Annotated in this window: 9 protein-coding genes; 7 read left to right on the top strand and 2 right to left on the bottom strand. The window is 69.5% G+C overall.

Annotated features, from left to right (window positions below; translation table 11 throughout):
* Positions 1 to 85: 85 nt before the first annotated feature.
* The gene (gene glpX / locus OO67_RS06835; RefSeq protein WP_033298001.1) at positions 86 to 1,117 is read left to right on the top strand and encodes a class II fructose-bisphosphatase; all 1,032 of its coding nucleotides are present in this window, start codon (positions 86 to 88) and stop codon (positions 1,115 to 1,117) included.
* 64 nt (positions 1,118 to 1,181) lie between these two features.
* On the opposite strand, the gene OO67_RS06830 is transcribed toward glpX, so the two are convergent.
* The gene (locus OO67_RS06830; RefSeq protein ID WP_033297999.1) at positions 1,182 to 1,553 is read right to left on the bottom strand and encodes a WhiB family transcriptional regulator; all 372 of its coding nucleotides are present in this window, start codon (positions 1,551 to 1,553) and stop codon (positions 1,182 to 1,184) included.
* Between the two features lie 163 nt (positions 1,554 to 1,716).
* Entirely contained in the window at positions 1,717 to 2,388 is a 672-nt protein-coding gene (locus OO67_RS06825) for a DUF1707 SHOCT-like domain-containing protein (RefSeq protein ID WP_033297997.1), read from the bottom strand.
* 190 nt (positions 2,389 to 2,578) lie between these two features.
* Between OO67_RS06825 and OO67_RS06820 the strand changes: the two genes are divergently transcribed.
* The 6 genes from OO67_RS06820 (at position 2,579) to OO67_RS06795 (ending at position 13,188) form a co-directional block, all read left to right on the top strand.
* A complete protein-coding gene (locus OO67_RS06820) occupies positions 2,579 to 4,246 on the top strand; it encodes a fumarate hydratase (protein WP_033297996.1) in 1,668 nt (555 codons plus the stop codon).
* Between the two features lie 320 nt (positions 4,247 to 4,566).
* Entirely contained in the window at positions 4,567 to 5,082 is a 516-nt protein-coding gene (locus OO67_RS06815; protein ID WP_033297995.1) for a hypothetical protein, read from the top strand.
* A 164-nt stretch (positions 5,083 to 5,246) separates the two neighbouring features.
* Positions 5,247 to 6,650 carry a class II fumarate hydratase gene (locus OO67_RS06810; RefSeq protein ID WP_033297994.1) on the top strand — a complete coding sequence of 468 codons (1,404 nt, stop codon included), beginning with the start codon at positions 5,247 to 5,249 and terminating at the stop codon, positions 6,648 to 6,650.
* A 44-nt stretch (positions 6,651 to 6,694) separates the two neighbouring features.
* Entirely contained in the window at positions 6,695 to 7,414 is a 720-nt protein-coding gene (gene fomD / locus OO67_RS06805) for a cytidylyl-2-hydroxypropylphosphonate hydrolase (protein ID WP_033297992.1), read from the top strand.
* Positions 7,415 to 7,794: 380 nt separating this feature from the next.
* Complete coding sequence (locus OO67_RS06800) at positions 7,795 to 9,744, top strand: ATP-binding SpoIIE family protein phosphatase (protein ID WP_033297991.1); 1,950 nt, start codon at positions 7,795 to 7,797, stop codon at positions 9,742 to 9,744.
* Between the two features lie 1,197 nt (positions 9,745 to 10,941).
* Positions 10,942 to 13,188 carry a glycoside hydrolase domain-containing protein gene (locus OO67_RS06795; RefSeq protein ID WP_033297990.1) on the top strand — a complete coding sequence of 749 codons (2,247 nt, stop codon included), beginning with the start codon at positions 10,942 to 10,944 and terminating at the stop codon, positions 13,186 to 13,188.
* The last annotated feature ends 6 nt before the right edge of the window (positions 13,189 to 13,194 follow it).

Raw genomic sequence — 13,194 nt, 5'->3', positions numbered from 1 at the left:
GACCCGCTCTGCTCATTTTATCGACCTACCGATAGAGTCACAGCACCCTCTTTCCGGTCGTCGTCGTACAGAAAGGTGCGCTCCGATGTCCGAGCATCATCTGCCGTCCCAGCTCGAGGTCTCCCCGGAGGCCCCCGACCGCAACCTGGCCCTGGAGCTGGTGCGGGTCACCGAGGCCGCCGCCATGGCCGCCGGGCGCTGGGTCGGCCGCGGCGACAAGATCGGCGCCGACGGCGCCGCGGTGAAGGCCATGCGCACGCTCGTCTCCACGGTGTCGATGAACGGCATCGTCGTCATCGGCGAGGGCGAGAAGGACGAAGCCCCCATGCTGTTCAACGGCGAGCGCGTCGGTGACGGCACCGGAGCCGAGGTCGACATCGCCGTCGACCCGATCGACGGCACCACACTGAACGCCAAGGGCATGCCCAACGCGATCGCCGTCCTGGCCGCCGCGGACCGAGGCGCGATGTTCGACCCGTCCGCCGTCTTCTACATGGACAAGCTGGTCACCGGCCCCGAGGCCGCCGACTTCGTCGACATCAACGCGCCCGTTTCCGTGAACATCCGGCGCGTCGCGAAGGCCAAGAGCTCGACGCCCGAGGACGTCACCGTCGTCATCCTGGACCGGCCCCGGCACGAGGGCGTCGTCCGGGAGATCCGGGAGACCGGCGCCCGGATCAAGTTCATCTCCGACGGCGACGTCGCCGGATCGATCATGGCGGCCCGCGAGGGGACCGGCGTCGACCTGCTCATGGGCATCGGCGGAACCCCCGAGGGCATCATCTCGGCCTGCGCCATAAAGTGCCTCGGCGGGGTCATCCAGGGCAAGCTCTGGCCCAAGGACGAGGCCGAGCGGCAGCGCGCGCTGGACGCCGGTCACGACCTGGACCGGGTCCTGTCGACGGATGACCTCGTCAGCGGGGACAACGTGTTCTTCGTCGCCACCGGGATCACCGACGGCGAACTGCTGCGCGGTGTGCGGTACCGCGCGGAGACGGCGACCACGGAGTCCCTGGTGATGCGCTCCAAGTCGGGCACGATCCGGCGGATCGACTCGACGCACCGGCTCTCGAAGCTGCGTGCCTACAGCGCGATCGACTTCGACCGCGCCAAGTAGCTCCGTCGGTACGGATGTGGGGGCCGCCCGGGCAGAGCGGCCCCCACATCCGTCCGCGCGGGGATCAGCCCGCCGCGGCTATGTGCCCCGTCGGGGCCGCCGCCTTGAGCTCCATGTCGCGCCTCCGGCGCCGGGCGAGGACCACGCGGCGTTCGGCTGCGGTGAGACCGCCCCACACCCCGTAGGGCTCGGGCTGTATGAGCGCGTGCTCCCGGCACTCCACCATCACCGGACACCTCGCACAGACCTGCTTGGCGGCTTCCTCACGGGACAGCCGGGCAGCAGTCGGCTCCTTCGACGGGGCGAAGAACAGTCCGGCTTCGTCCCGGCGGCACACCGCCTCCGAGTGCCAGGGCCCCGCCTGGTCCTCGCGCGCGGGCGCGCGTGGGGACGGTACGGCGGCGACCTGCAGGGGCTGATGCGGCATGTGCAGCACGGCCCACTCCTGACGACGGCTTGGGCTTCGTGAGCGAGAGGCGATGCAGCTCTCCCTACCCGCTGTACGCACGCCTATGCACTGAGTGGCGCCGCCTTGCGGCCGCCGCGTCCACACCGCGTCGCCGGTTGGCCGGAATCCGCCGTGGCCCAGCCGTCCGGCCTCAGTGGCCGAGGTGTTTGCGCAACTGGCGGTGCAGATTGGCGATGAGCTTGCCACGCTTGGGCTTCGCCTCGACGCTCCCGAAGACGGAGTAGCCGTTCACGACGACCACCGGGGCTTCCGGGTCGGCGGATTCCAGGGTGTCGACCTCGAAATTGCCGAAAACACCCGTTCCGCTGCCGCGCAGAGAGATGTTCTCGGGCACCCTGACCTCGACGCTGCCGAAGATGGACGTCGCGTTGATGACCGTCAGCCGCTGGCCGAACAGCGCCTCCGTGAGGTCCATCTCGACACTCCCGAAGAGGGCGAAGGCGTTCGTACGGCCACCCACGCGCCAACGGCCCTTACGGGTGGAGCTGCTGAAGACCGCCACCAGATTCTCGGCGGGCCCAGGGGTCCCCTCGGGGCCGTATCCGTAGGACGAGGCGGCCTGCCTGGCGGTACCGCCAGGCGCCGGCAGGTCCTGGACCAGTGGTTCGAGTTCACCGACGGTCTTGGCCCGGTAGACGAGGTCGACCCGCTCGGCGTGCTCCTCGGCGGTCAGCCGGCCCTCGGCCATGGCCTCCCGCAGGATATCCGCGATCCGGTCGCGGTCCGCGTCGGAGGCGCGGATTCCGGCGGGCGCGGGACCGGCCGGAGCGACGGGCTGCTGGGGCTGCTTTTCGAGGTCCACCGAACCAGCCTACCGAAACGCGATAGATCGCGACCAGTGCCTCACCGGCCTTGCTCGCGATCCGGCCTCCGGCGCAGGGGATCCCGGGTGAGCCTTACCTCACAGGTCCGGGAGGTCCGGGGGGTCCTACCCTGGTGGATGCGCTGCCCAAGGGTGGTCAGCTGCTGTCGCCGAGTGAGGAATGGCCGTAATGCCAGAGTTTGCGTACTCCGATCTGCTCCCACTGGGAGAGGACACCACGCCCTACCGGCTGGTGACCGCCGAGGGCGTCTCGACCTTCGAGGCCGACGGCCGTACGTTCCTCAAGGTGGCTCCGGAGGCCCTGCGCACCCTCGCGGCCGAGGCCATGCACGACATCTCGCACTATCTGCGGCCCGCCCACCTGGCACAGCTGCGCCGCATCGTGGACGACCCCGAGGCCTCGTCCAACGACAAGTTCGTCGCGCTGGACCTCCTGAAGAACGCGAACATCGCCGCCGCGGGTGTCCTGCCGATGTGCCAGGACACCGGCACGGCGATCGTCATGGGCAAGCGCGGCCAGAACGTGCTCACCGAGGGCGGTGACGAGGAGGCCCTGTCGCACGGCATCTTCGACGCGTACACGAAGCTCAACCTGCGCTACTCGCAGATGGCCCCGCTGACCATGTGGGACGAGAAGAACACCGGCTCGAACCTGCCGGCGCAGATCGAGCTGTACGCGACGGACGGCGGCGCCTACAAGTTCCTCTTCATGGCCAAGGGCGGCGGCTCGGCCAACAAGTCCTTCCTCTACCAGGAGACCAAGGCGGTCCTCAACGAGGCCTCCATGATGAAGTTCCTGGAGGAGAAGATCCGTTCACTGGGCACGGCGGCCTGCCCGCCCTACCACCTGGCGATCGTCGTCGGCGGTACGTCGGCCGAGTTCGCGCTGAAGACCGCGAAGTACGCCTCCGCGCACTACCTGGACGAGCTGCCCTCCGAGGGTTCCCCGGCCGGCCACGGCTTCCGGGACGAGGACCTGGAGCAGAAGGTCTTCGAACTGACGCAGAAGATCGGCATCGGCGCCCAGTTCGGCGGCAAGTACTTCTGCCACGACGTCCGGGTCGTCCGCCTCCCCCGGCACGGCGCCTCGCTGCCCGTCGCGATCGCCGTGTCCTGCTCGGCCGACCGCCAGGCGACCGCGAAGATCACCGCCGAGGGCGTGTTCCTGGAGCAGCTGGAGAAGGACCCGGCGCGCTTCCTCCCGGACACCACCGACGAGCACCTGGACGAGTCCGGGGACGTGGTGAAGATCGACCTGAACCAGCCGATGGACGACATCCTCGCCGAGCTGACCAAGTACCCGGTCAAGACCCGGCTCTCGCTGACCGGCCCGCTGGTCGTGGCCCGCGACATCGCGCACGCCAAGATCAAGGAGCGGCTCGACGCGGGCGAGGAGATGCCGCAGTACCTCAAGGACCACCCGGTGTACTACGCCGGCCCGGCGAAGACCCCTGAGGGCTACGCGTCCGGTTCCTTCGGTCCGACGACGGCCGGCCGCATGGACAGCTACGTCGCGCAGTTCCAGGCGGCGGGCGGCTCCAAGGTCATGCTCGCCAAGGGCAACCGGTCCAAGCAGGTCACGGACGCGTGCGGCGCGCACGGCGGCTTCTACCTCGGCTCGATCGGCGGCCCCGCCGCACGTCTCGCCCAGGACTGCATCAAGAAGGTCGAGGTCGTCGAGTACGAGGAGCTCGGCATGGAGGCGGTCTGGCGCATCGAGGTCGAGGACTTCCCCGCGTTCGTCGTGGTCGACGACAAGGGCAACGACTTCTTCACCGAGCCCGCCCCGGCGCCGACCTTCACGAGCATCCCGGTCCGCGGCCCCGGCCTCGGCTGACCTACCCGTCCCAGGGCTTCAGGGGGTGTCCGGCCGGCGGCCGGGCACCCCCTGCGGCGTTCCCGCTCCGGTCCGTGCGCGCACCGGGGCGCCGCATATCGGCCACCGCGCCCCCGGCGCTCCGGGCCCGCTGCCCGCCAAGGCCCCTCCTGCCAAGGCGCTCCAGGCGCATTCGCGCCAGAGTTCGTCCAGGTCATGACCTCGGATGCAGGCCACACCTAAATTGGGCGAGCGCCGGGACGTCCTTGCGGACGACCCGGCCACCTGACCGTCAGCCCGCCCTCGGGCAGCATCCGCCTCCGCAGAAAATGGACTCAGCCATGTCTCGTTCCGCAGTCGTCATGCGCGCCGCCCTCGCCGCCGCCGCCCTCGCCGCCGCCGTCCTCACCGCTCCCCAGGCCGTCGCCGCGGACCGCCCCGAGGTGGCCGTCTCCGGCGAGGCCGACGCCATGACACGGGCCCTGGCCCATGAGGACCCGCGGACGGCGGCGGCCGCCGCGACGGTGTGCGGCACCGGGTACACCCTGAGCAGAGCGGTCCCCCTGCCGGAGGGGACCGACCCGGGCATGCGCCTCGCGACCCTCTTCTCCTACACCAACGGGGCCAAGGGCTGCGCGATCATGGACAACAACGTGGGCGTCTCGCGCTACATGTCCCTGAAGATCTGCAAGGTCGACGGAACCGGCTGCGACACCGACACCGGAAACTTCTCCCAGTACGCGGGCCCCGTCTACGTGTCGAGCATCGCCTGTGCCAAGGTCACGGCCAAGATGGGCACCTCGTCCAGCAGCCTCTTCATCAACTACTCGTCCTCTTACCTGTTCCCCTGCAACTGATCGTCCGGCGCTTCGACGGCGGGGAGCGGCCGCCTCACGGCGCGCCCGCTCCCCGCCGTGCACGGCCCGGTCGACGGTTCTTCTCCGGACGGCTCCTGGGCGGCGGCACCCGGGGAATACGCGGAACGTCCCGCGTGCTCACCTGCATCAGGAGGTTGTAGACCATGAACGGATCGGCCGAGGAAACGGCGTACCGCGTCGAGCACGACTCGATGGGCGAGGTGAAGGTACCCGCGCACGCCAAGTGGCGCGCCCAGACACAGCGCGCGGTGGAGAACTTCCCCATCTCCGGACAACGGCTGGAGCGGGCCCACATCGAGGCCCTGGGCCGGATCAAGGCGGCGGCGGCCAAGGTCAACGCCGAGCTGAAGGTGCTGGATCCGGAGATCGCGGGCGCCATCCAGGAGGCCGCCGCCGAGGTGGTGGCGGGCCGCTGGGACGAGCACTTCCCCGTCGACGTGTTCCAGACGGGTTCCGGCACCTCGTCCAACATGAACACCAACGAGGTCGTGGCCACGCTCGCCACCGAGCGCCTCGGGCGCGAGGTGCACCCCAACGACCATGTCAACGCCTCCCAGTCGTCGAACGACGTGTTCCCGTCGTCCATCCACATCGCCGCGACCGCGGCCGTCACCGCCGACCTGATCCCGGCACTCGAACACCTGGCCGCGGCCCTGGAGCGGAAATCGGCCGAATTCGCGGAGGTCGTGAAGTCGGGCCGTACGCATCTGATGGACGCCACCCCCGTCACCCTGGGCCAGGAGTTCGGCGGTTACGCGGCGCAGATCCGCCATGGCGTCGAGCGGCTGCACGCCTCGCTCCCCCGCCTCGCCGAACTCCCCCTGGGCGGTACGGCGGTGGGCACCGGGATCAACACACCGCCCGGCTTCTCCGCCGCGGTGATCGCGGAGGTCGCCCGCTCGACCGGCCTGCCGCTCACCGAGGCCCGGAACCACTTCGAGGCGCAGGGCGCCAGGGACGGGCTCGTCGAGGCGTCGGGCCAGCTCCGTACGGTCGCCGTGTCACTCACCAAGATCTCCAACGACCTGCGCTGGATGGCCTCCGGCCCCCGCACCGGGCTCGCCGAGATCAGTCTGCCCGATCTGCAGCCCGGCTCGTCGATCATGCCGGGCAAGGTCAATCCGGTCATCCCGGAGGCCGTGCTGATGGTCGCGGCCCAGGTCACGGGCAACGACGCCACGGTCGCCGCCGCCGGAGCGGCCGGCAACTTCGAGCTCAACGTGATGCTTCCGGTGATCGCGAAGAACCTGCTGGAGTCGGTGCGGCTGCTCACCAACGCCTCCCGGCTGCTCGCCGACCGCACGGTCGACGGCATCACGGCGGACGTGGAGCGGGCGCGTCGGTACGCGGAGTCCTCGCCGTCGGTCGTGACCCCGCTGAACAAGTACATCGGTTACGAGGAAGCGGCGAAGGTCGCCAAGAAGTCCCTGGCCGACGGCACGACGATCCGGGAGACGGTGCTGGCCGGAGGGTACGTGGAGCGCGGCGACCTGACCACGGAACAGCTCGACGAGGCCTTGGACGTGTTGCGTATGACCCGGCCTTGACGCGTAACGCGCCGCGCCGGCGTGTGCGTCCCTAAGATCTCTTCATGACAGCGACGGAAGCGGGTACGGGAGCAGGCACCGGGGCGGGTGCGGGGGACGGCGTGCGCTGGTCACCGGGGGACCGGATCCTCTGGCGCTACAGGGCCAACGGAACGCCCGGCGACGGCGACGGCCAGGCGGTGCACATCTGCCGCCCGGTCACCGTCGTCCAGGACACCGACGAACTGCTGGCGGTGTGGATGGCCTCCGGCACGGAGTGCGTACGGCCGGTGCTCGCCGACGGCACCCAGGTGCACGCCGAACCGCTCGCCACCCGTTACACGCGCCCGCGCACGACCGTGCGCTCCCGGTGGTTCGGCTCGGGCGTGCTGAAGCTCGCCCGCCCCGGTGACCCCTGGTCGGTGTGGCTGTTCTGGGACCGCGGCTGGCTCTTCCGCAACTGGTACGTCAACCTCGAGGAGCCGCGGTCACGCTGGGCCGGCGGGGTCGATTCGCAGGACCACTTCCTCGACATCTCGGTCCGCCCCGACCACAGCTGGGAGTGGCTCGACGAGGACGAGTTCGCGCAGGCGCAGCGGGTCGGGCTGATGGACCGGGCCACCGCCCGGCGGGTTCGCGCGGCGGGGCTGGCGGCCGTCGAGGTGATCGAACGCTGGGGCGCTCCGTTCAGTGACGGCTGGGAGCACTGGCGGCCCGACTCGCGGTGGCCGGTCCCCCCGCTGCCCGATGACTGGGACCGCACCCCTGCCCCCACGCCGTCGTGAGACCCTTGATGCACCCCAGGGGGGCAACCGTAGGATCGCCTTCCATGAACCGCTCCGCCGGACGCATGTGCCACAACCGGCGTGGCCGGCACAGGGCCTGACCACAAGTCACCGCACGCGTCGCATGAGTCACACGGTCCACGGAGCCGGGTGCACCGTGCGGTCGCACGACCACTTCGAGGGGGTGGAGACGTGCTCGCTGACCGCTGCCCGGCCACCGGAAGACCTCATACCGGCCCCTCCGGCGGCCGTACGGTTTCGGCCCGTTTTCCGAGGGCATCCGGTGACAGCCGTTGTTCTCACCGCTGTTGCCGGGGCACAGTGGCGCCCCACGAGGTGATTGCCTCATACAACCGGCCCGGACGGACGGAATCCCACGCGTGACGGAGCATCCCACCTCCCACGAAGGCCGGCAGCCCCTGGCCGCCCGGCATCAGGAACGCGCCCGGCCCCGGCAGCAGGAGGCCCAGCCGGGCGCCGCTGCCACCGCCGCGATCCCCGGCCCCTCCCCGGTGCCGCACGCGGCGAAGGCCCCCGCGCCCGATTCCGTACCGAATCCGGTGCCCGGCGCGGACGCGGCAGGACCGGTGGCCGACACCCAGACGGTCACCCGCCGCGAAGGGGACCGGCTGCGTTTCGTCGGCGCGGCCACCCGCCGGATCGCGCGCGGCATCGACCTGGACGAGATCGTGCTGGGCCTGTGCCGGGCGAGCGTACCCACGTTCTCGGACGCCATACTCGTCTACCTCCGCGACCCGCTCCCGGTGGGCGACGAGCGGCCCGTCAACCCCTTCGTGCTGCGGCTGCGGCGCACCGACAGGCTGCGGCTGGCCGACGAGGAGAGCGAGAGCGGCCCGGAGGGCGAGCGGCTGCGGCTGCCCGTCACCGACGCCCAGGCCGGGCTGCTGCCCGCAGCCGAGCTGTGCGAGATCCGGGCGGGCGGCGCGCTCGCCGAGGTGTTGCGCGGAGTGCGGCCCGTCTTCGGGGACTCCGCGGCGGCCCGTGTCGCCCTGCCCGAGCTCCTGGGGGCCGGCCGGACCGTGCCGACCGGGCACCGCGCGATCCTGGCCCCGTTGCGCGGCCGTCGCCGGGTGATCGGTGCCGCCGTCTTCCTGCGCGGCACGGACCGTCCCCCGTTCGAGGCCGACGACCTCCTGGTCGCGGCCCAGCTGGCCACGCACACCGCGCTCGGCATCGACAAGGCCGTGCTGTACGGCCGCGAGGCGTACATCGCCGACGAGCTCCAGCGCACCATGCTGCCCGACTCGCTGCCCCAGCCGACGGGCGTGCGTCTGGCCTCGCGCTACCTCCCGGCTGCCGAGACTGCCCGGGTCGGCGGCGACTGGTACGACGCGATCCCGCTTCCCGGCAGCAGGGTCGCCCTGGTCGTCGGCGACGTGATGGGACACTCCATGACGTCCGCGGCGATCATGGGCCAGCTGCGCACCACCGCGCAGACCCTCGCCGGGCTCGACCTGCCCCCGCAGGAGGTCCTGCACCATCTGGACGAGCAGGCGCAGCGGCTCGGCAGCGACCGCATGGCGACCTGCCTCTACGCGGTCTACGACCCCGTCGCCCACCGCATCACCATCGCCAACGCGGGTCACCCGCCGCCCGTGCTGCTCCACCTGGGCGGACGGGCCGAGGTGCTGCGGGTGCCGCCGGGTGCGCCGATCGGTGTCGGAGGGGTCGACTTCGAGGCGGTCGAGCTGGACGCGCCGGCCGGAGCGACGCTGCTGCTGTACACGGACGGCCTGGTGGAGTCCCGGATGCGGGACGTCTGGACGGGCATCGAGATCCTGCGGGAGCGGCTCGCCGCCACCGCCCAGCTGACCGGGCCGGACCATTCGCCGCCGCTGGAGGCGCTCTGCGACGACGTGCTGGACATGCTCGGCCCCGGCGACCGGGACGACGACATCGCCCTGCTGGCCGCCCGCTTCGACGGAATCGCGCCGAGCGATGTCGCGTACTGGTTCCTGGAGCCGGAGGACGCGGCACCCGGCCGGGCCCGCAGGCTGGCCCGCAGGGCCCTGAGCCGGTGGGGCCTGGACGACCTCTCGGACGAGGTGGAGCTCCTGGTCAGCGAGGTGGTCACCAACGCCGTGCGCTACGCGGAGCGGCCGGTGACACTGCGGCTGCTGCGTACGGACATCCTGCGCTGCGAAGTCGGAGACGACTCCCCGCAGCTGCCCCGGCAGCGGCGTGCACGGGAGACGGACGAGGGCGGACGCGGACTCTTCCTGGTCAACCGGCTGGCACGGCGGTGGGGAGCGACCCGGCTGTCGACGGGCAAGGTGGTCTGGTTCGAGATGACCGTGCCCGGCTCCTGAGACACCCGCGCCTCCGGGGTGGCGAGCGGCTGCGCATGCTGTGCGGTGTTGCTCGGGCCCTCTGCTGCCGGCTGCGCTGAAGGTCCACCGCCGGCGATGACGGTGCCGTGAAGACGTCTTGTGGGTGTCAGGGTGTCAGCATGCCTCTCGGCGGCGTGTGGTGCCCGACAGCCGGCGGTCCGGCATGACTCAGTCGCAACGGCATGCGCGAGATCCGCCCCGGGCTGCTCGGAAGCCGACCCGACCGGCGCCTCGTCGGCACACCGACGGTCCTCGGGTCGGCCTTCGGAGTGGATGGCACGCCGCGACACGCCACCTGTGACCAAACGCACACGGTGTGCGCAGCACCTTCACCCCTTCCTCGCTGCCGACACCCCATCAGCGCGGCGCCACAGCGCACATCGGCTGGATATCGCCCCTCACTCCTGGCCCAGATCTACGCAGTAAGCACCCCCGATCCCCGCACGGCGTCGCGCACTTGCCCCGACGCCCCCCTCAAGATCAATGGATCGAGGCAGAAACATCTGCCTGCCCGATCGACCGAACATCGCCTCCTCATCAAAGGTATGAAGCAACAAAGACTCAGCGGAACGCCCGATGGTGATCGATTCGCTCACAGAACCCGACGAATCCACCGCCATGTCGCTCATCGTGGCGCTCTGAGGGCCACCCACAGGAAGCCCCTGGCAGGCAAAAGGGCTTCTCAACGGCGCCTCGGCTGACCTAGGTTCATCGATGGCACGGGAGTCCGGCGCAGGCCGACTCGTGCATGGGGGAAAATTGCCGCACTTCCGGGGGGCCTTGAGGCATGAGCACGGACCAAGGTGACCATTTCGGCGACCGCGAGGACGTCGCCGAGTGCCGCGCCTCGCCGCAGTCCGGCGCCCGCGCTCCCCGTGTATTGGACCGCCCTTCACCTGCGGCCGGCTTGCCGGCACATCTCGTAGCGCCATCCGAACCCCGCCCGAGAGACGCCGCGTCGACTCCACCCTCAGCCCGGCCGGACCACATCGGCTGACTGCCCGCGCGCCCGCTCCCGTGACCGAGCGACGCTTCGGCCCATTCCAGCACCACGCTCGGCGCCGTACGCCCCGGAATGCGCCACATCCCGTTACCGGCCGTTTCCGGGCTGCGCCGGAACAACACACCCAACTATCCCCCTCAGTCCCGTTCTCACGTCCGCAGAAAAGGAATCACATGGCTGACGAACTGGTGCTTCGCGCCCAGAGATTCATCAACACCACGTACGGTAACGGAGCCACTCTCGGCATCTCGAAACTGGTCGAGAACGGTCAGACGAGCTGGACCGTCATGTATGCCCTCACCCGTGCGCTGCAGTACGAGATGGGCCTCAGCTCGCTTTCCAACAACTTCGGTGCCGGCACTCTCGCGGCGATAGCCGAGAAATACGGCAAGCTCGACGCGAATACGATTCCCTCGGCGAACTTCTGCCGGATCATCCAGTCCGCCCTGTACTGCAAGGGTTATGACGGAGGTGAAATCGACGGCAAATACAACTCCCGCGTCCAGGCGGCAGTGGAGAAGCTGCATCAGAACATGGGTGTGAGCGTGACTTACCCGGGCAGCGCTCTGTGGCCCAAGACGGTCAAGGGGCTGTTCAACATGGACGCCTACGTGACGGTCAATTCCGGGTCGGACACCATCCGCTCCATCCAGCAATGGCTGAACGGCCAGTACGTCCTGCGCAAGGACTTCTACATCATCCCCTGCGACGGCCACCACTCCCGTGACGTCGCCAAGTCCATGCTGTACGCCATCCAGTACGAACTGGGCATGGCCGACGGCACGGCGAACGGAGTCTTCGGACCCGGAACGCAATCCGGGCTGAAGAGTCACACGCTGGCCACCGGCAGCTCCGGGGTATGGGTCCGGCTCTTCACCGCGGGCATGGTGCTGAACAAGCGCCCGGTGGCCTTCTCGTCCTCGTTCACCTCCTCGCTGGCGTCGGCCGTCAGCACCTTCCAGTCCTTCATGAAACTCGCCGTCAACGGGCAGGCCGACTTCCGCACTTGGTCCTCTCTCCTGGTCTCCTACGGCGACCAGACCCGCCAGGGCGAGGCCTGCGACGGCGTCACCAAGATCACCCCGGCCCGCGCGCAGGCCCTGAAGAGCGCCGGATACAAGTACATCGGCCGCTATCTGTACAACCCCTCCACCACCGACCTGCCGGAGAAGGAGATTCAGCCCGGAGAGCTCGCCACGATCGAGGAGTACGGGCTTCGCTGTTTCCCGATCTACCAGACCTGGGCGCGCTCGGTCGACTACTACAGCCCCGCCCAGGGCGTCACCGACTGCATGAACGCCGCATACAAGGCCGAGGAGCACGGGTTCAAGCCGGGCAGCCGGATCTACTTCGCGGTCGACTACGACGCGATGGACGAGGAGGTGACCTCGCACATCCTTCCCTACTTCCGCAAGGTCAAGGAGCAGATGGACGCGCTGGGGAGCCCTTACAAGATCGGGGTCTACGGCCCCAGAAACGCGTGCTCCCGGATCTCCGAAGCCGGCTACGCGGGCACCAGTTTCGTGTCCAACATGTCCTCCGGCTTCTCCGGGAACCTGGGCTACGCGATGCCGGAGAACTGGGCCTTCGACCAGATCGTCACCAAGTGGGTCGGCTCCGGGGACGGCCGGATCGAGATCGACAACAACATCGCCTCAGGACGCGACACCGGCCAGGGGTCCTTCTATCCCCCTCCTGCCGAGAAACTCGACATCGGCTTCGACATCTCCTACTGGGACGACCTGCTGACAGAGGTCGAGACCTACATGACGTCGATCGGCAAGCCCGGCAGCACCGGGTACGTCTACACCCTGCAGGAGTGCCTCGAGACGATAATGAGCTTCGACGCCGCCATCTCGTCGGCCTCCCGACGGTGGCGCATGCGCAAAGCACTCATCCAGACCTCCGCCTTCTGGGAGTTCTGCCACTACAGCTACGCGGACATCGCCCAGGACGCCGGGGTGGTCTGGTACCACACCGACCTCATCCCGGACTGGGGCAAGGACCTGCCGGGCGTCAGCCGGCTCGTCGACAGCAGCACGGGCGTCGCCAAGATTTCGGGGCGTACCTGCATCCTCTCCCGCAACAACGCCATCCGTGCCGGTCTCATCGAGGGCGAGACCATGGACTCCGCGGCCGACGGAGACCGGTGGACGATGTGGCAGAAGTGCAACCAGGACAACCTCTTCAACCTGAACACGGTGCCGATCCTGCACATCTGGGGAGCGGACGGAAAGAGCGGCGACGTCAAGGAGGAAACTCCGATGCGCCGGCCCGCCCTCGACTACAGCAGCGGGGAGACCCTCGAGATCCTGCGCAGGTACCAGGGGTCCGGCGACGAGGCCGTGGCCCACGCCAAGCTGCGGTTGCCGCTCTACGAGATCTTCGAGAAGTTCAACCGCATCAGCCGCGGCGGCTGACACGTC

The sequence above is a fragment of the Streptomyces atroolivaceus genome, assembly GCF_000717025.1.
GTDB classification, from domain to species: domain Bacteria; phylum Actinomycetota; class Actinomycetes; order Streptomycetales; family Streptomycetaceae; genus Streptomyces; species Streptomyces atroolivaceus.
Note: the sequence above shows the minus strand (reverse complement) of the source record. Positions and strands in the feature narration are given on the sequence as shown.

What these genes read in the sequence shown, in the direction of transcription:
- glpX (WP_033298001.1), top strand. Translation starts at nt 86, where the DNA reads ATGTCCGAGCATCATCTGCCGTCCCAGCTCGAGGTCTCCCCGGAGGCC.
- OO67_RS06820 (WP_033297996.1), top strand. Translation starts at nt 2,579, where the DNA reads ATGCCAGAGTTTGCGTACTCCGATCTGCTCCCACTGGGAGAGGACACC.
- OO67_RS06815 (WP_033297995.1), top strand. Translation starts at nt 4,567, where the DNA reads ATGTCTCGTTCCGCAGTCGTCATGCGCGCCGCCCTCGCCGCCGCCGCC.
- OO67_RS06810 (WP_033297994.1), top strand. Translation starts at nt 5,247, where the DNA reads ATGAACGGATCGGCCGAGGAAACGGCGTACCGCGTCGAGCACGACTCG.
- fomD (WP_033297992.1), top strand. Translation starts at nt 6,695, where the DNA reads ATGACAGCGACGGAAGCGGGTACGGGAGCAGGCACCGGGGCGGGTGCG.
- OO67_RS06795 (WP_033297990.1), top strand. Translation starts at nt 10,942, where the DNA reads ATGGCTGACGAACTGGTGCTTCGCGCCCAGAGATTCATCAACACCACG.